This window comes from Actinotignum sp. usb-actsch-213 (assembly GCF_059085665.1).
Map to the genome: position 1 here is coordinate 26,258 of NZ_JBHNSQ010000064.1, position 19,041 is coordinate 45,298.

A 19,041-nucleotide genomic window follows, 5' to 3' on the forward strand; every position below is an offset into this window, starting at 1 on the left:
AAGGTTATGGCGTTCGATTCCACTATCGTCATTGTCGGCGGTGCTCGCATTCCCACGGGCAAGTTCCGCGGCTACTACGCGAATACTCCCGCGCATCAATTGGGTGCGGCGGCAGCACGCGCCGCCGCGGAGCGCGCGGGTATCTCCATGGCGGATGTGGATGATTTCGTGGTGGGCTGCGTGGGCCAGACCGGTGCTGATGCCTATATTTCCCGCCGTATCGCCCTGGCCGCCGGGGCACGCGCCTCCTCCACTGCCCTGACCGTCAACCGGGTGTGTGGCTCCGGGGTGCAGGCTCTGGCCAGCGCGGCGAGCGCGCTGCGCTCCGGGGACGCGCGCATCGTTATGGCCGGCGGTGCGGAAAATATGACGCGCCAGCCGGTGATGGATTTTTCGCGAGCCGGTCACCTCGACGGGCCGAAGCACGTGGACGGCACTTTTTCACTGATTTCTGATCCGTTCTCAGGCCGGCCCATGGGCTGGACCGCGGAGCGGGTCGCGGAAAAATTCGGTATTTCACGCGCCGAGCAAGATGCTTTTGCGGCCCAGTCCCAAGCCCGTGCCCAGGCCGCCATCACAGCCGGGACTTTTGATAAGGAGCGGGTTCCTTTCACGATTGATGCCGGGGAGCCCACTGAGCGCGTCGTCGTTGCTGAAGAGTATCCGCGCACGGGGGTGACGGTCGAAACGCTCAGCCACCTTTCTCCTGTTTTTGCCGCGCACGGTACCGTGACGGCCGGTAATTCTTCCGGGATTAACGACGGCGCAGCCATGCTTGTCCTCATGCGGGAAGAGGATGCGATTGCGGCGGGTGTAGATATTCTGGGTGAGCTGGTGGATGTGGCGACCGTCGGGGTGGAACCGGAATATATGGGTTATGCCCCGCGCTTGGCTATTGAGAAAGTGCTCGAGCGCACCGGCCTGAGCCGGGCGGATATTGGCTGGGTGGAACTCAATGAGGCTTTTGCTTCCCAGGCGATTGCGGTAATTCGCGACGCGGAGCTGGATCCGGAGATTGTCAATCCGCTGGGCGGGGCGATTGCGTTAGGCCACCCGGTGGGCGCTTCGGGAGCGATTATTTCTCTGCGTGCCCTTCTCAATCAGCGCGAACGCGGGATCGAGCACTCGCTTGTGACGCTGTGCATCGGCGGCGGGCAGGGCATCGCCGCGATTATTCGCGCCCGCTAACCGCTGCCCGCCCCGCCCGGCCCGGCCCCTGCCCTTACGCCGGGTACCACCGCGGGTGCCTAGTTTTTGAAAGCGTGCACCGGCGCCGGGATGGTACCCCCGCGGGAGATGAAGGCCGCGCTGGAGTACGGGCTTACCGGCATTACCGGCGCGCTGCCGAGCAGACCACCGAATTCCACGGTATCTCCTTCGCTCAAGCCGGTAGCGGGGATGACCCGCACAGCGGTGGTCTTGGAGTTCATAATGCCGATAGCCGCTTCATCGGCGATCATGCCGGCGATGGTGGCGGCCGGGGTATCCCCGGGCACCGCGATCATGTCCAGGCCCACCGAGCAAATGGCGGTCATGGCTTCGAGTTTAGCCAGGCTAATAGCGCCGAGCCGCGCGGCTTCGATCATGCCTTCGTCTTCGGAGACCGGGATGAAGGAACCGGAGAGCCCACCCACGTGCGAGCATGCCATGAGCCCACCCTTCTTCACCGCATCATTGAGAAGAGCGAGGGCCGCCGTAGTGCCGTGGGCACCCACGCGTTCCAGGCCCATGGCTTCCAGGGCGCGTGCCACCGAATCACCCACTTCCGGCGTGGGAGCCAAAGAAAGATCAACAACCCCGAAAGGCACCCCGAGGCGCTGCGCGGCAAGCTGACCGACCAATTCGCCCATACGGGTGATTTTAAAAGCGCTGCGCTTGATTTCTTCCGCGAGTTCATCGAAGGATGCACCCTCTGCGGCAGTAATCGCCCGGGTAATAACACCCGGCCCGGATACCCCTACGGAAACCACGCAATCGGGCATTTCTACCCCGTGGAAAGCCCCGGCCATAAAGGGGTTATCCCCCACCGAGTTAGCAAAAACGACCAGCCGAGCAGCCCCGGAGCCTTTATCCGTGCGGGCGGCGAGCTCACAGATGGTCTCCCCCATGCGCGCCACCGCGCTCATATTAATTCCGGCGCGCGAGGTTCCGATATTGACGGAGGAGCACACCACCGATGTGGCGGCCAGCGCGGCGGGAATGGAATCGATAAGCGCCTCATCCGCGCGTGTCATGCCTTTTTCCACCAGGGCGGAGAACCCACCCACGAAATCCACGCCAATTTCCCGGGCGCATTCATCGAGCATAACCGCCCACGGGGTGAGGTCCTTTTCCCCGCTTGCCGCGGCCACCAGGGCAATCGGAGTCACGGAAATGCGCTTATTAATAATGGGGATACCCAGTTCAGCTTCAATTTCCTGCGCCACGGGCACCAGGCGCGCGGCCCGCTCCATAATGCGGGCGCGGGCCCGTTTCCGCGCGCGCTCGCCATCCGAATCCGCACAGTCCAGCAGGGAAATCCCCATGGTGACAGTACGGATATCGAGGCGATCCTCGCGGATCATCGCGAGGGTTTCCAGAATATTTTGGGCAGTGGGCTCACTGCTGGCATACATAGGTATTCTCCCGTTCCTGTACGCAGTCTCGCTTCTGTGCGTAGTTCCCGTGCACGTTGCCGTGCCGGTTCCTGTGCGCCGGCCGGCGTGATACGCACCGGGCCAGCCTATACACCGAACCGGGCTATACGCGATGCATGGCGCGGAAAATGGAATCCGCCTGCACGTGGATCTCGAGTGCTTCAGCGGCACCCAGCTCCGCCATGGCCTGCTGCACCTGGGTGATGGAGCTACCCTCCGGGAGCGCCACTTCGAGGATCATGGTGAAGTACTCATCCATGAGGGTCTGCGTAACGTTGATGATATTCACCCCGAGGCGAGCGAGTTCAGCGGAGACGGCCGCGATAATCCCGGTGCGATCCACGCCGGTCACAGTCATAATGGCTTTCATGGCCTCTATTGTGCCACGCCGCTACGACAGTTTTTCGCCCGCTTCGGCCTGCGCACGCCGCAGCCTGCACTATCGCCGACCTACTTTAGCGGCGCGAGGAACTGGTCCAAGTTGCCGTTATTCGGGTCGCTCACCAGCTTTTCATCAATAACAACGGCGGGAATGTACTTCATTCCGTCAGCGAGGAATTGTTCACGCAGTTGCTTGAGGAGGGGAAGGTACTCATCACCGGCCAACGTGGCACGCAAGCTCTCCAGCTGCGCGTTATCCAGACCCACCCGGGTAGCAAATTCTTCGATAAGAGCCGGGTCAGGTTGCTGGCGTTCAGCCCGATCCACGTGCTTGACCACCGGGATCGAGCCTTCTTTGTAGAGCAGCTCGTGGAAATCGAGGTATTTATCCGGGGCGTTCACCGCAAACCACACTTCGGCCTGCTCACCCTTGACACTGTAGGGCGATTCTTCGAAGCGCATATTCGGGTGGTAGACCAGGGTGATTTTCCCGGCTTTCGCCATGTGGATGAGTTCTTCACCGTGGTCGCGTACCAGGTCATTGCACCAGGGGCACCAATAATCGGAATACACCCGCACCACCGGCTTGCCTTCATTGACACTTCCGGCCACCCCATCAGACCCGATAGAAATACCACCCCATTGATCAAGAGGCGCGGGAATTTTCTCCGTGACCACATTGGCTCCGCGTTGGATAGGAACCAGATGAGCGGGCTCTTTACTCGCGCTCGGAGTCGCGCTGGCGGTGGGCCCGCTGGGCGCCGTCGTACTATCGGTGGTCGCGGCCACGGTAGGTTTCACCCCCGGTGCATCGGACGTATCGGTGCAGGCGGCAAGGCCGAAGGCCAGTACCCCGAGGAAAGCAAAAGCGGAACGACGACGCATCTGCGGCCTTTCTCACAGTAGAACTCAGCTCGTACAAACCGGCCCACCCGCGGTACCTTGCCGCGAGCGGGCCGGTTAACTGGCGCTCATCCTAGCCGCCCCACCTGGGAACGGCAACAGCCGCGCTTAGCGGGCGGTCTGTCCGTCGGTGTAATCGGCATCCACATCGGTATTCCACGCGAACATGGACCGCACCTCACGCCCGGTGGCCTCCAGCGGGTGGCTTTCATGTTCGGCGCGCAGCTTCTTGAATTCGGGGGCGCCGGCATCCTGGTCGTCGATGAAGCGCTTGGCGAAGGAACCGTTCTGGATATCGGCCAGCACTTCCTTCATATGCTCCTTGACGTCCGGGGTGATAACGCGCGGTCCGGATACATAATCACCGTATTCGGCCGTATCCGAGCAGGACCAGCGCTGCTTGGTCAACCCGCCTTCGTTAATGAGATCCACGATGAGCTTGAGTTCGTGACACACCTCGAAGTAGGCCATTTCCGGCTGGTATCCCGCTTCCACCAGGGTCTCGAAACCGTAGGTGATGAGTTGGGAAACCCCGCCGCACAGCACGGTCTGCTCACCGAAGAGGTCCGTTTCGGTCTCTTCCTTGAACGTGGTCTTAATGGCGCCGGCGCGGGTACCGCCAATCGCCGCGGCGTAGGACAGCGCCACATCCCAGGCCTGCCCGGAGGCATCCTGTTCCACGCAAACGAGCACCGGAACCCCGCGACCGTCTTCGTACTGGCGGCGCACCGTATGCCCCGGGCCCTTCGGCGCCACCATGCACACATCGTGGCCGGCAGCCGGCTTGATATAACCGTAGTGAATATTGAAACCGTGGGCGAAGAACACCGCGGCGTCGGGCTTGAGATTCGGTTCGATTTCCGCGGCCCACAGCCCGCGCTGGGTCTGGTCCGGCACCAGAATCATAACGACGTCGGCATCCTTGGTGGCATCGGCCACGGAACGCACCGTCAGGCCCTGCTCCTGCGCTTTCGCCACGGAACTCGAGCCTTCACGCAGACCCACCACCACGTCCACACCGGAGTCGCGCAGGTTGAGCGCGTGGGCGTGCCCCTGCGAACCGTAGCCAATAATGGCAACCTTCTTCGATTGGATGAGGGACAGATCGGCATCGGCATCATGGAAGATTTCTGCCATGTTTTTCTCCTTTTTGTTGGGTCGGGGTCAGGCCCCGCGGTTACGGTTTTTCGGTTTCGGTTTCGTTGCGGTGACGGCACCGCGTTGCGGGCAGGGCCGTATTAAGTACGACGACGCCGCCAGCTGGCCGCGCGCCGCTCTGGCTTAGATGCGCCCGCGGGCGAGCGCTTCCGGGAAGTCCCCCGGGTCACCCGCCATATCGGCGGTAACCCGTTCGGAGAGCGAATGCGCCCCGCGCCCGAGCGCCACGGTTCCCGACTGCACAATTTCCCGAATCCCATAGGGTTCCAGGGCGGCAAGCAGGGCTCCGATCTTGCGGTCGGACCCGGTAGCTTCAATGGTGACAGCATCCGGCACCACGTCCACCACATGGGCGCGGAAAAGGTCCACCGCCTGCACCACGTGAGCGCGGGTCGTATCATCAGCGCCGACTTTAATGAGGACGAGGCGGCGCAGTACCGCTTCCTCACTGTCCAATTCCACGATTTTGATGACATTGACCAGCTTATTGAGCTGTTTGGCCACCTGTTCGAGGGGTTGTACCGCGGCGTCGACCACCACGGTAATACGCGAGAGCGCCGGGTTTTCCGTTTCTCCCACGGCAAGCGAATGAATATTAAAGGCGCGGCGGGCGAAGAGCCCGGCCACCCGCGTGAGCACTCCGGGTTTATTCTCCACCAGTACGGAGAGCGTGTGGCGCTGCGGCATTGTTATCCTTCCTTTCGTGGCGGCTCGAGCGGCTGTAATCCGCTACTCACGCGAAGTTCTCATCCACTTCGGGGCGCAGCCCCTTGGCGTACATAATCTCATCATTGGATACCCCGGCGGCGACCATCGGCCACACTTCCGCATCCGGAGAGGTAATGAAGTCGATAACGACGGGCCTGTCATTTATCTCCATAGCGCGCCGAATGGCGGTATCGACGTCGTCCTTCTTCTCCACGCGCCAGGCCGCGCAATCATAGGCCTCGGCAAGTTTGACGAAATCGGGAACGCGACGGGTGTTATTCCCGGTTTCCAGATCGGTGAAGGAATAGCGACCTTCGTAGAACAGAGTTTGCCACTGGCGCACCATCCCCAGCGAGGAGTTATTAATAACGGCCACTTTGATATTGATGTTATTGAGACGGCAGGTAGCCAATTCCTGATTGGTCATCTGGAAGGAGCCGTCGCCGTCAATCACCCACACGGTGCGCTCGGGCTGGCCGACTTTCGCGCCCATACCTGCCGGAATGCCGTAGCCCATGGTGCCCGCGCCCCCGGAGGAAAGCCAGCGGTGCGGATGCTCGAAACGCAGGAATTGCGAGGCCCACATTTGGTGCTGCCCCACCCCGGTCACCCAGATAGTGTCCTCACTTCCCGCCACCGCGCCCAGGCGTTCGATGACGTACTGCGGGGAGACGAGGCCATCATCCGTGGGGGTGTAGCCAGCCGGATAGGTTTCCCGCAGGCGGTTGAGGTAGCCCCACCACGGTTCCAGATTCGCTTCCCCGTACTGCTCGCGAGCTGCACGCACCTGCGCGAGGAGGGCGGGAACAGATTGAGCCAAATCCCCGATAATCGCCACGTCCGCGGTGCGATTCTTGGACACTTCCGCCGGGTCGATATCAAGGTGGATAACTTTCGCCTGCGGCGCGAAACCGTCAAGCGCCCCGGTTACGCGATCATCGAAACGCGCGCCCAGCGCCACGATGAGATCGCTGCGTTGGAGCGCCCCCACCGCGGGAACGGTACCGTGCATACCCGGCATCCCCAGGTTGTGGGGGTGGGAATCAGGTACGGTGCCGCGGGCGGGCAGGGTGGTGACCACCGGGGCACCGGTGAGCTCGCTCAGCTCCGTGACCTCGCGGGAAACCCGGGCACGCACCGCCCCACCCCCAACGTAGAGCACGGGCCGGCTGGCAGTGGCAATAAGTTGGGCGGCCTCGCGTACCGCCGCGGGATCCGGCTCGCCGGCCGGGCGGTATCCGGGCAGGTCCAAGCGCGGGGGCCACACGAATTCTGTTTCTTGGTTCTGCGCGGATTTCGCGATGTCCACGAGGACGGGGCCGGGGCGTCCGCTCGCCGCGAGGTAAAAGGCTTCGGCCAGGCGTGCCGGAATATCATCGGCGTCGGTTACAAGGAAAGAATGCTTGACCATGGGCATGGTGGCACCCACGATATCGGCTTCCTGGAAGGCATCGGTTCCGATGGCCGCGGCCCCCACCTGCCCGGTGATCGCCACCAGCGGGACGGAATCCATATTGGCATCGAGCAGCGGGGTGACGAGGTTCGTTGCCCCCGGCCCGGAGGTCGCCATAACAACACCTACGCGCCCCGTGGCCAGCGCATAGCCTTCAGCCGCATGGCCCCCACCCTGTTCGTGACGCACCAGGATATGACGGGGTGACTTGCTATCGTACATCGGGTCATAGGTGGGCAAAATGGCTCCGCCGGGCAGCCCGAAGACAATATCAACACCGAGTTCCGCTAGGGTGCGGACGATGGCGCGGGCGCCGTCCATTTTTTCGCGGATCTCACCGGGATGGTCCCGATGGGACGCGGCCGACGCGCCCATCGCGGATGCATTCATCTCGGATGCGGCCATGGTTCCTCCTTCAACCTGATTCACCTGGTTCTTCGGGCCTGTTCTCCTCAAATAACAAGCGGGGTGGCAAGCTGTGGCGGTTGGCGCATAAAAAATCCCCTCACGTGAGGGGAGCGCGCAACCGGTGGTGCGCGCTACCTCACTACGATAATAAGAAGAATCTGAGCCATGCCCTTCAGACTACCGGAGCGGGCTCCACAAACACTAAAAAGATCAATCTGTCTCACATCGTGGATTTTGGTTTCATTGTTCGGACAGTTTTCCGGAGTGTTTCGGGAAGCGTACCCTGGACGCGTGACGTTTTCGCACCGGCCTCCTGCGCCGCAGCACCCTAGCCACCTGCGCTACGCCGCGCGCGCGGTGCTGCGCGCCGGCCTCCTGCTGCTCGCCAGCGGCGCCTCCGCCTACCGAGTGAAACATTCCATGGAACGCACCGCCCACGCCCTGGGAATTCGTACCACCCACGCCCAGGTATCCTTCACCGAAATCACAGTCACCTGCTACGGCTACGGGGATGTGTGCACTCTCACCGGAGAGCAGCGCGCCCTCGGGGTGAACGCCGCCCGTATTGACGCGCTTATTGCTGCCATTGCTACCCTTCCGGATGGCTCGACTCCCACGCAGGTGACAAACACGCTCGACGATGCGATCACGCGAGCGCGCACCTACCCGGCATGGTTGCTCGCCCTGGTATCCGGGGTGGCCTGCGCCTGTTTCTGTTTCCTCAACCGGGGCGGGGTGGTGGAATGCTCCGCGGTCTTCTTCGCGGCGAGCGCGGGGCAGGCGGTGCGCGGCTGGTTAGCCCGCCGCCTCGTTAACCACTTCGGGATTTGGTTCCTGGTAGGAGCGCTAGCCGCGGTACTGTATCTGGCCACGGTTGGGGTGGCCGAAGCGGCGTGGCATATCGCGGTGGTGCACGAAGCCGGGGTGGTGTCTGCACTCCTTTTTCTTATTCCCGGTTTCCCGCTGGTCACCGCAATGCTCGATACTATTCGCGCTGATTTTTCCGCCGGCCTGACCCGCGGAGCCTATGTCACCATGCTCATGCTGGCCGCCGGGATGGCGGTGTGGGTGGTCACTGTCCTCTTCGATACCGATATTGCCCCGCACGCCGCTTACGTGATCCCCGAACCGTGGTTGGCCTTGGCGCGCGGCGCCGCAACCTTCGTGGCCTCCTACGGTTTCGCCATGCTCTTTACCGCGGAGCAGGGCGCGGCGCTGCTGGCCGGCGCTATCGGCGCGATTGTCAACGCCGCGCGCCTCAGCGCCCAGGATGCCGGCTTCTATAATGTGGCCGCGGTTTTCCTCGCGGCCCTGGGCGCCGGGGTACTCGCCCATCTGCTCACTCGCCGCACCCGATTTTCCCGGGTCTCGCTGAGCGTCCCGGCTGTCGTCGTCATGATTCCCGGAGTGGTATTTTTCCGCGGCCTGCACGCCATTAATGCCGGGCAGATTGCCCAGGCCGCCGGCGCGCTCACGAATGTGGTTCTGGTGATTTGCGCGGTGGGTGCCGGGGTGGCCGCCGCGCGCATGATCACGGACCGGCACTGGCTTATGGAGCCGCCCCACGAGCTCAGCCCGGCCTTCGACGAGTAACGAATAGTAACGAACACCGCGCCGAGGCTCGTGTGAACGCGGCACCGTGGAGGTGCCGGGCCGTGACCACCGGCCGCAGCCCGGCCCGCAGCCCGGCGCGCACCGTGGCGCCTTAGTCCACGCGGCCGTCCACCACCCGCACCGCCCCGCGATCCGCCGAGGTGGTCATCATGGCGTAGGCCCGCAGCGCCTTGGAAACATGCCGGTCCCGCTTCTCGGGACGCCAGGGCAGCTCCCCCATCTGGGCGCGCCGCTCAGCCAATTCTTCTTCGGATACATCCATGGCGAGCAGCCGGGTAGGAACGTCGATAATAATACGATCCCCTTCGCGCAGTAGCGCAATATTGCCGCCCGCGGCAGCCTCGGGGGAAACGTGCCCGATGGACAGCCCTGACGTTCCCCCGGAAAAACGCCCATCGGTAATCAACCCGCAGACCTTCCCGAGCCCCAGGCCCTTGAGGTAGGAGGTGGGATAGAGCATTTCTTGCATTCCCGGCCCACCCTTGGGGCCCTCGTAGCGGATCACCACAATATCGCCCGGTTCCACCGCCTTGGACAAAATAAGTTCGACGGCGGCCTCTTGGGAATCGACCACTCGGGCCCGTCCTTCAAAATGGAAAAGCTCTTCGCTAATTCCGGCCGTCTTAATAACCGCACCGTCTTCCGCGAGGTTCCCGCGCAGGACGCACAGCCCGCCATCCTCGGTATAGGCGTGATCTGCGCTGCGAATACACCCGTGTTCCCCGTCCACATCCGGGCTTTCCCAGGTGGAGTCCTGCGAAAATGCGCGGGTAGTGCGCACATTCCCCGGCGCGGCGCTGAAAAGATCACGGGCCTGCTCCGAGGGCGCCACCCCGCGAATATCCCAGGTTTCCAGCCAGGATTTCAGATCATCGGAATGCACCGAGTGCACCGAATCATCGAGCATCCCCGCCCGGTACATTTCCCCGAGCAGCGCCGGAATCCCGCCGGCGCGGTGGAAGTCCTGAATATGGAATTCGGTGGAATTTGGGGCAAGCTTAACCATGCAGGGCACTCGCCGCGAGAGCGCATCAATATCCGCAAGCGTGAAATCCACATGGCCTTCCTGGGCAATGGCCAAAATATGAAGCACGGTATTGGTGGAGCCCCCCATGGCCACATCCATGGACATGGCATTGGTAAAAGCCGCCTTCGTCATAATATTGCGCGGTAGCACGCTGGCGTCGTCGTCGTTATAAAAACGTTTCGTGAGCGCAACGATACGTTTCCCGGCCTCTTCGAAAAGCCGGCGGCGCCGGGTGGCGGTGGCAAGGGTGGAACCGTTGCCGGGCAGGGACATGCCCAGCGCTTCGGTTAGGCAATTCATGGAATTCGCGGTGAACATTCCCGAGCAGGAACCGCAGGTGGGACAGGCGTTTTCCTCCACGCGCGCGAGTTCATCGTCCGTGATGGAATCGTCCACGGCCAGGGCCATAGCGTCGATGAGGTCAATATTATGATCGACGACGCCTTCCACCGGCTTGCCCGCCTCCATGGGCCCACCGGACACAAAAATAGTGGGAATATTCAGGCGCATGGCGGCGATGAGCATGCCGGGCGTGATTTTATCGCAATTCGAAATGCAAACGAGGGCATCCACGGTATGCGCATTGCACATATATTCGATGGAATCGGCAATTATTTCGCGGCTGGGCAGCGAATAGAGCATGCCGTCGTGGCCCATAGCGATGCCGTCATCCACAGCGATGGTATTAAATTCGCGCGCCACCCCGCCGTTTGCCTGGATAACATCCGCCACGATTTTCCCGACATTACGTAGGTGCACGTGCCCGGGAACAAATTGGGTGAAGGAATTAGCGATGGCAATAATCGGCTTGCCGAAATCTTCCGAGCCCATCCCGGTAGCGCGCCAGAGCGCCCGCGCCCCGGCCATATTCCGGCCCGTTGTTGACGTTGCCGATCGCAGCTGCGCCATAGTTCCCCTTCGTATCGTGTGTTGTGGTGGCGGGCGGTGCCGCCGTCGTCCTTAGTCTAGCTATGTCCACGTAGTGAGAATTGCCTTCTCACTTTGCGGACGTGGTTGCGGTGGTGGGAACGACGACGATCGTCCCATCGCCCAGCGTCTCCACTCGTATCGGCCATTCGTAGACCCGGGTCAGTAGCTCCGAGCTGAGTACCTGGCGCGGGGTGCCAGCCGCCTCCACCCGGCCGTGGCGCAGCAACACCACGTCATCGCAGAGCGCGCCGGCCAGCTGGATATCGTGCAGCACGGCGACGACGGTATGCCCGCCGGCCGCCAGGCGCCGGCACAGCTCAAGGAGACGCTGCTGGTGGGAAATATCGAGGGCGGCGGTCGGCTCATCGAGGAGCACCACCCCGGCGCGCTGGGCGAGCACCCGCGCGAAGGTGACCCGGGCCTGCTCGCCGCCCGAGAGGCGGGTGACGTCGCGATCCTGGAGGTGGGTGACATCGGCGGCGCGCAGAGCGGCGTCGATAATAGCGGCGTCCGCCGCGCGGGCGGTGCCGGCCCCGTTCCCGGATCCGAGGCCCATGGCTACCAGGTCGCGCACCAGGTAGGCGAAGGGGAAAGTGGAGTTTTGGGGCATAACGGCACGCATGCGCGCCAATTCCCGCCAGGAAAGGGAGGAAACGGAGGTCTCGCCGATGCGCACCTGCCCGCAGGTGGGGGCAAGATCGCCGGCGAGGAGCGACAGCAGGGTGGATTTGCCGGTACCGTTGGGGCCGAGCACCCCGAGAACCCGCCCGGGCTGGGCGGTGATGCTGACGTCGTGGAGAACCCGGTGGGTACCGTAGGCGAAGCTGAGATGCTCAGCCACGAGTTCCCCGGCCGGCCCACCCGCGGCGGAGAAAAGATCAACCACGGGCACCTCGCAAGTTCTTACGCAGCAGGATAAAGAAAGTGGGGCCACCCACCAGGGCAGTGAAGATCCCGATGGGGAGTTCCGCGAAGGGTACGAGGGTGCGGGCCGCGAGATCGGCGTAGGTGAGGAGCACCGCCCCGCCCAGCAGCGCGGCGGGGATAAGCATGCGGTTCATCGGCCCCATGAGGAGGCGCAGCACGTGCGGGACAATAAGTCCCACGAAGCCAATGACCCCGGCGAAACAGACAGCGGCGGCGGTCAGGATGGCGGTGAGGACGATGGCGGCGGCCCGCAAGGCCGCGACGTTCACGCCCACGTGCCCGGCTTCCCGCTCCCCCAGGCTGAGCAGGTCGAGGCGGCCGGCCAGCCCGAGGGCACCGAGGATACCGATGCCGACCACCGCGCCCACCACGGCCACCTGGAACCAGGAAGCCCCGGCCAGCGATCCCATCTGCCAGAACACGATTTGTTCGCGGGCATTGGTATCAGCCAGGTAGGTGGCGATGGAGGTAAGCGCGGAAGCCACCGCGGTCACCGCGATGCCGGTGAGCACCAGGGTGAGAGTTTCAGCTCGCCCCTGTGAGCGCGCCAGCAGGTAGACGGTGGCGGAGGTGACAAGCCCGGCAACGAAGGCGCCCAGCGGTACCGATAACCCACCCAGCGCCCCGGGAATAAAGACCATGGTGAGAGCGGCCCCGAAAGCGCATCCGGACGAGACCCCGATAATTCCCGGTTCAGCAAGCGGATTGGAGAAAACCGCCTGCATAACAGCGCCGGCCACCGCGAGCGCCCCGCCCACCAGGATTCCTAAGCAGATACGGGGAAAGCGAATATTCCAGAGCGCCGCCATAACAAGGGGATCTTCCGGTGGCGCGGCCAGCCCGAAACGGGCGGCGATACCGCGCGCCACCTCCCCCACGGTCACGGGGAATTGGCCCAGGTGGGCGGAGAGGAGCATTCCCAGCGCAAGGAGCGCGATGAGAATGAGGAAGGTCCAGACACCCCGGCGGCGGCGCGCTTTAATTCCGGCGGGGAGCGCGGGCATGACTGGCGCGCCAGTCACCGCGGGGAGCGCGGTGGCCGCGTGCCGCTGGTTGCCGCGCTGTCCACTCATCCTGTCTATCTTGCCTTAATGTTGTACGGAGCGCTAATGGCGCGGCGCGCGGGGCGCATTATTCGCCGCGTTCCCCGGATGCGTGGCACCGTTCTCCGGAATCGCCTCACCGGGCACCTCCGCGCCGCTTTCCCGCGCCGCTTTCCCGCACCGCTTCGCGTACCCGGGCTTCGGTGATGTCGGCGGGTGGGCCGGTCAGCACCAGGCGCCCGCTCGAAAGCACGGCCACGGTATCCGCTTCGTGCACCGCATCGAGGCGGTGACTCACTTCAATAATGGTTGCATCGGGGAGGGCGGCGCGAAGATTTGCTCGAATTCCGGCTTCGAGTTCCCTATTGAGGGCGGCGGCGAATTCATCGAGGATGAGGACTGCCGGGCGCATCAGCACCGCGCGGGCCAAGCACAGCCGCTGCACCTGCCCTCCCGAAAGCGCGTATCCGGTGGGTCGGCCGTGCGAGGTACCGCCTCCCACCCGGGTGGCTAAGCCCTCCGGCATGGCCCGCACATCGCCCTCCAGCCCTGCTACGGCGAGGGCACGCCACAGTTCAACTTCGGTGGCGCTCGGGACTCCCAGGCGCAGGTTATCGGCAATCGTCCCGGCCACGATCTGGCTTTTTTGGGAAACGCCCACCACGCAGGCGTGCAGCGAGGCGACTTTGAGATCCGTGGTGGGAATCCCACCGATGCGCACCGTCCCAGATGCCGGGTCATCGTAGCGTTCCACCAGATGGACCAGGGTGGATTTACCCGAGCCGGAACGTCCGGCCAGCACGGTGTGGGAGCCGGCCGGAATGCGCAGACTCACCCCCCGCAACACCTCGCGTTCACGCTCCGGGTAGGTATAGCGAACGTCGTCGAATTCTACGGATAGGCCGCGTTCGGGCATGAGGATACCGGGGCCGTCCGGGCACGGTTGGGGCGCGTGCGCGAGGGTATATATACGCCGCGCGGCCGCGAGCGAAGCATCGAGGGACGACGCCGCATCTTCGAGAGCCTGGGGGCCTTCCCATACCCGCAGGGCCGCCACCGCGCCAGCCGCCGCGAGCGGCAGTGAGATAGTCGGGTCGCTCAGACCCGCCGCGATAATCCACGCCGCGCTCATCCCGGCGGCAAGAATATTGGCCCCGCGGCGCAGCCCGGCCACCCAGGCGGGGAAGGACCCGCTGGTGGCGACTTTCGCGCCGAGGGCGGCTGTTTCCTCCATGCGGTCGGCAGTGCGCCCGAAGACGAGCACGTCTTCGAGGCCGTACAGCGAATCGGTCACATGCGCGGTCAGATCGGCGCGGGCGGCTAGTTGCGCCGTCGTCGCATCAATCGCGCGCCGGGTGCCCGCGTAAGGGATAACCGCAAGTGCGAGCGCCGTGGCCACCGCCGGTAACGCCATCGCGTTCCACCCGAGCAGCGCGCCGCCCACCAGCAGCGCGGCGGGGGTGAGTACGTAGGCGCATACTACCGGGGCTACCGTATGTGCGTAGACCACTTCAATGCGGTCAATATCGCGAGTGAGGGAGGCAACCATATCTCCCGAACGCGAGCGGGTCATAATCCCGGGGGCCTTGGGCCACAGGCTGGCAAAAACGCGGGTACGCAGCAGCTCGAGGGCCCGGAAAGCCACGTAGTGCCCGGTGAATTGTTCGAGGTAGCGCAGGCCCGCTTTGAGGAGCGCGAGAAGGGCCACGAGCCAGAGGAAACCCGCTCCCCCGCCGCTGCTCACGGCCGCCACCATTCCGTAGGTAGCTACCGCGAAAAGCCCGATATCAGCCACCTGGCCGGCGGCCCGGCACAGGGTGGAGAGCGCGAGCGGACCGTGAACGGGGCGGGTGAGGGAAAGCAGCCAGCGCAGCACGGTGCGCAGCCCCGGCGCGGCGCCATCGCTCTCGCGCGCATCATTCCCGCGCAGCGCAGCGCCGTTATCCTCGCGCACGGCTTTATTATTCAGCGTGGACATCGCTGACCTCCTCGAGAATTCCGTCGCGGACTCGCACCACCCGATCAGCGAGCGCAGCTAGCGCGGGACGGTGCGTGACCATAACGAGCGTGTACTCGGGCCCGAGCCCCGCTAACGCCGCGCAAATCCGGTCCTCGGATTCCACATCGACCTGCGCGGTGGGCTCGTCAAGGAGCAACAGGGTACGGCCGGCCAAAAATGCCCGCGCTAGCGAGATACGCTGGGCCTGCCCACCGGAAATCAGCGCGGAATCCTCGCCGAGATACGTATCGATTCCGGCCGGCATGCGCGCCACGTCTGCAGCCACCTGGGCCCGCTCAAGAGCATCCCACATCTGAGCCGCGGTGGCATCCGGACGTGCCAGACGCAGGTTATCGGCAATGGTTCCGGTAAACATCCACGTTGTTTGAGCGACGACGGCGCTGCGCGCGCGCAGCTGCGCCAGGTCACCACTGCCGGCATCCACCCGAACCCCGGCTACCTGTACACTCCCGGCCTGCGGGCGTAAAGCGCCGCGCAGCAGGGCGAGGAGGGTGGATTTCCCGGCTCCGCTCACGCCCACAATCGCGAGGCGCTCCCCGCGCTCCACGCGCAGGTTTACCTCGGTCAGCACCTCTTCCCGCCCGTAATTCACCGCCGCGTTATTCACGGCGATAAGCGGGGCCGTGCTCGCTGGCGTGGGTACACCGTCGTTCCGGGGCGCACCGTCATTCGCAACAGCGCTGGGAGCCGCAGCTGCGCCGTCGTTCCCATAACGCGGAACGATGGAAAGGTAACGAGTGATGGCTTTTTGGGCGGCACGTCCACCCATGCCGATGTAAAAGAATCCGGCCACCTGCGAAAGCGGTTCGAGAAGCACCACCGCGAGCAAGGCCACGGCGAGCGCCTGCCACGGTGCGAGGTGCGCGGCGCGGGCGGTGGTGAGCCCGGCGGTGAGGCAGATGAGGAGGAGGCCGACCAGGCCGTCCATAACAATAATGACAATTTGGTTACCGGCCAGCATCCGCATAATGGCGCGCCGGTTAGCTTCCCCGCGGCGGGCCAGGTCCGCTTCGACGCGTTCCCCGGCGTTAAAGAGGCGGATAGTGGTCATATTGCGGATGGCGTCGAGGTAGCTATCCACGAGGGTGTCACGCGCGCGGCGTGACTCGCTGGAGGCGCGGCGGAAGAAACGGAAGAAGAGTCCGATACCTGCGGGAATGAGCGGGAGTGCCGCCATGACACCGAATCCGATGACCGGGTCGATGGCCACACCGATAAAGGTAAGGGTGAGGAACGGTGCGAGCAGCGCGCCGATGGTGGTACCCACGTAGCCCTGCCGGTAGTTGGTGATCCGCTCGACGCTATCGGTGAGGAGCGGCAGGAGACGCCCGGCGGTATAGGGCGTCGGAGTGCCGGTGCGGGCAAGCGTGAAAGTACGATCCAGAAGCAGACCGCGCAGCCGGCGTTCTTCCGCGCGAGCTGCACCGGTGCTCCCCACACGTTCAGCAATGGCGCAGGCACCGGCAACCGCGAAGAAACCGGCCGCGAGCCACAGGTGGCCAGTGCCGGGCGGCGCCACCGTGCCACCCGCTATACCGACAACCCCCGCGCTCGCATGGGCCACAGTCACGTAACCGGCAATAATCGCCGCGATGGTGGCCAGGCGCAGGAAAGCCGCGATAAGTGCGGCGCGGCGTCCGGGTGCGGAAATCGGATCCGCCCCGCGCGAGCTGGGGCGCTGGGCCACGATCATCCTCTCACTATCCTTTCGTGCTGTCCTACCGCGCGGGCGCACTGACCGCCCGCCTTGTACCGCTAGTGGCGATGTGTTCCTACCGCCGGGCAGCGTTATGCTCCCCTGCCGGCCGGTGTGTTCTCGCTACCGGCCGGCATATTCCCGCTACTGGGCAGTGTAGAGCGCTTGGCCCATTGCTCGAATAAGATCGCCACTTTGCGGACCGAAGCCGAGGGCAAGGTTATCGGGAATGGCAAGCACACGCTGTTTCTTCCCAGCTTCGGTTTGCGAGATCCCGGGCTGTCCTTCGAGCGCCTCGATCCCGCCGAGCGCACTCAGCCCGTTGGTCATAACAATAATAATGTCTGGGTTAGCCACGAGGAGGGCTTCCTGGCTGGCGGGCCGAGCCTGGGTCACTCCCGCTTCCCCGGCCATATCACGCCCACCCACCGCATCGATCACATCGCTGGCGCCCGATTCGCTCCCGAGCAACATAAAAAGGCCGGCCTGCGGGCGAATATTGAGGAAGACCATGCGCAGCGGATCGGCCGGGGCGAGCTGCGCTACGTCGATCCGCGCCTGCGCGATGGATGTAGAGATCTGTGCGGCCAGTTCTTCGCCGGCCTGCCCCGCTCCCACGGCGCGGGCCACCTCGGCCGCGCGGGCGGGCGCGTCGTCGAACTTCGTGGCGCGCGAGAGTCGCACCACCGGGATACCGGATGCTTCCAGTTGCGCGAGGGCGCCTTCGGCCCCGCGGATGGTGCCGTCAGTAAGAATGAGGGTGGGTGCGAGGCGCAGCACGGCCTCGGCATTGACGTTGTGCCCACTTTCGGTGACGACCGGCACGTTCGCCAGGCTCGGCTCGGTATCGGATACGGTGCGCCCGGCGATGGTCTGCCCGAGCCCGAGGGCGAGAAGCGTTTGCGAAATTGCGGCGGACATATCGAGTGTGACAACCCGCGATGCATCGGTCACGGTAACTTTCGCACCGCTGGCGTCGGTGATGGTGACGGGAAGATTGACCGCGGCAGGTACGCTCGGATGCGGTTCGGGGAGCGGGGCGACGGTCACCATCCCGGTGAGGCTACGCGGATCGGGCACGGGCGCCGCGGTGGTGGGCGTGGGCGGCGTCGCTGGCGCTGCCGATGCTGATGCACCGGGCTGCTTCGGGGAATTCCCTTCTGTTGTCGCGGTTGTCCCGCATGCACTCAGGGCGAGTGTGAGCACCGCGCACAGCGCTCCCCAACGTTTCATTCTTACCTCCGTTTCGCGTGTACCTGAGGGTACGACGGCGCAGCCAGCCCCCGCGAGCAACCCGCGTGTATATCGCTATCCGGGGGCGGCGTGCCAATCATGTATCGGACGGTACCACACCCTTAGGGCAAGGTTGAGCCCTGGCGACGCATCCGACTAACTGTCGCTATGTACGTGGATTGGCTGGGCGCATAGAAGCGGGCCCCGCTCACGAAACGGAGCGGGGCCCTTTCCCGGCTAGGACACGACGCAGCCGGAGCGTCACGGAGACTTAGCGGCGTACCGCCGGGGTATCGATACCGTCTCCGTCCCAGTCTCCGATGTAAAGGGTGTCAGAAACCCGCCCGTAGGTCAGAACCCGATCAGCAGCACCGGGCGTCAGAGAATTCTTGACGTAGATGGTATTGCCGCGGCGCACCGCAAAGGTATCCACGCCGTCGCCATCCCAGTCTCCGACGAGCACCTGGTCACCAGCGCGGCCGTAGGAGAACATATGCTCAGCAACCGTCGCTGTCCAATTATTCGAAACGTAGAACATATTGCCAGTACTCGGAACCGGGGTAGGTGCCGGTGGCGTGACTTCTCGAGCTGTTACGGTCAACGTAGAATCCTTAAATGCGATTCCGTACCCCGCCGCACATTCGGCTTTGTCTTTCACGGTTCCTTGGGTAATCGGATATTCACCGGGTGTAGTTTCCGTGGTGTACGTCAGGGCAGGTTGGCCTTCCAGACATGGCGCGAATCCTTCGGGCTCGCTTGTGAGTGTCAAGGTAGGAACGGGACTTCCCTCCACAACGTTGAGTGGAGAAACCGTAACTTCCACCGTGAAGTTCGGGCGCACGCAACGCGTCGGGTTAAATGTGTGTGGGGTGCCGCCCCTAACCAGGCAACACCCCACACACAC

General features: G+C 63.9%; 14 protein-coding genes and 1 pseudogene. 2 read left to right on the forward strand and 13 right to left on the reverse strand.

The window, feature by feature from the left end:
* The first annotated feature begins 6 nt into the window (after window positions 1-6).
* Entirely contained in the window at window positions 7-1,188 is a 1,182-nt protein-coding gene (locus AC5RK6_RS06580) for a thiolase family protein (RefSeq protein WP_320757878.1), read from the forward strand.
* 59 nt (window positions 1,189-1,247) lie between these two features.
* Here the strand turns inward: AC5RK6_RS06580 and AC5RK6_RS06585 are convergent, their stop codons facing one another.
* The 6 genes from AC5RK6_RS06585 to AC5RK6_RS06610 all read right to left on the reverse strand — a co-directional run bounded on the left by AC5RK6_RS06585 (window position 1,248) and on the right by AC5RK6_RS06610 (window position 7,614).
* Window positions 1,248-2,615, reverse strand: coding sequence for a PFL family protein (locus AC5RK6_RS06585; protein ID WP_284901107.1), 1,368 nt, complete (start codon window positions 2,613-2,615; stop codon window positions 1,248-1,250).
* 124 nt (window positions 2,616-2,739) lie between these two features.
* Window positions 2,740-3,006 carry an ACT domain-containing protein gene (locus AC5RK6_RS06590; RefSeq protein ID WP_087071100.1) on the reverse strand — a complete coding sequence of 89 codons (267 nt, stop codon included), beginning with the start codon at window positions 3,004-3,006 and terminating at the stop codon, window positions 2,740-2,742.
* Between the two features lie 80 nt (window positions 3,007-3,086).
* Window positions 3,087-3,902: a DsbA family protein gene (locus AC5RK6_RS06595; protein WP_320757879.1), complete on the reverse strand. Its 816-nt coding sequence runs from the start codon at window positions 3,900-3,902 to the stop codon at window positions 3,087-3,089.
* A gap of 126 nt (window positions 3,903-4,028) precedes the next feature.
* Window positions 4,029-5,057, reverse strand: coding sequence for a ketol-acid reductoisomerase (gene ilvC / locus AC5RK6_RS06600; protein WP_320757880.1), 1,029 nt, complete (start codon window positions 5,055-5,057; stop codon window positions 4,029-4,031).
* Window positions 5,058-5,201: 144 nt separating this feature from the next.
* Window positions 5,202-5,765, reverse strand: coding sequence for an acetolactate synthase small subunit (ilvN, locus tag AC5RK6_RS06605; protein ID WP_284901101.1), 564 nt, complete (start codon window positions 5,763-5,765; stop codon window positions 5,202-5,204).
* A 46-nt stretch (window positions 5,766-5,811) separates the two neighbouring features.
* Entirely contained in the window at window positions 5,812-7,614 is a 1,803-nt protein-coding gene (locus tag AC5RK6_RS06610; RefSeq protein ID WP_320757884.1) for an acetolactate synthase large subunit, read from the reverse strand.
* Window positions 7,615-7,938: 324 nt separating this feature from the next.
* On the opposite strand from AC5RK6_RS06610, the gene AC5RK6_RS06615 reads away from it, so the two are divergent.
* Window positions 7,939-9,240, forward strand: a complete 1,302-nt coding sequence (locus AC5RK6_RS06615) for a threonine/serine exporter family protein (RefSeq protein ID WP_320757882.1) — start codon at window positions 7,939-7,941, stop codon at window positions 9,238-9,240.
* Between the two features lie 112 nt (window positions 9,241-9,352).
* Here the strand turns inward: AC5RK6_RS06615 and ilvD are convergent, their stop codons facing one another.
* From ilvD to AC5RK6_RS06650, 7 genes and pseudogenes are all read right to left on the reverse strand, one after another.
* Window positions 9,353-11,197 (reverse strand): dihydroxy-acid dehydratase, encoded by a 1,845-nt coding sequence (gene ilvD, locus AC5RK6_RS06620; RefSeq protein ID WP_039898276.1) that lies wholly within the window; start codon window positions 11,195-11,197, stop codon window positions 9,353-9,355.
* Between the two features lie 88 nt (window positions 11,198-11,285).
* Window positions 11,286-12,104: a heme ABC transporter ATP-binding protein gene (locus AC5RK6_RS06625; protein WP_320758263.1), complete on the reverse strand. Its 819-nt coding sequence runs from the start codon at window positions 12,102-12,104 to the stop codon at window positions 11,286-11,288.
* Entirely contained in the window at window positions 12,097-13,218 is a 1,122-nt protein-coding gene (locus AC5RK6_RS06630) for a FecCD family ABC transporter permease (RefSeq protein ID WP_320758262.1), read from the reverse strand. Before AC5RK6_RS06630 ends, AC5RK6_RS06625 begins: the two co-directional genes overlap by 8 nt.
* 106 nt (window positions 13,219-13,324) lie before the next feature.
* On the reverse strand, window positions 13,325-15,166 hold the full coding sequence (locus AC5RK6_RS06635) for an amino acid ABC transporter ATP-binding/permease protein (RefSeq protein ID WP_435730940.1): 1,842 nt from the start codon (window positions 15,164-15,166) through the stop codon (window positions 13,325-13,327).
* Complete coding sequence (locus AC5RK6_RS06640) at window positions 15,150-16,895, reverse strand: ATP-binding cassette domain-containing protein (RefSeq protein ID WP_435706449.1); 1,746 nt, start codon at window positions 16,893-16,895, stop codon at window positions 15,150-15,152. The genes AC5RK6_RS06635 and AC5RK6_RS06640 overlap by 17 nt, the downstream gene beginning before the upstream one ends.
* A gap of 153 nt (window positions 16,896-17,048) precedes the next feature.
* Entirely contained in the window at window positions 17,049-18,137 is a 1,089-nt protein-coding gene (locus AC5RK6_RS06645; RefSeq protein ID WP_320758259.1) for a heme/hemin ABC transporter substrate-binding protein, read from the reverse strand.
* Between the two features lie 271 nt (window positions 18,138-18,408).
* A pseudogene (locus AC5RK6_RS06650) lies at window positions 18,409-19,041 on the reverse strand (hypothetical protein); the annotation flags it as partial.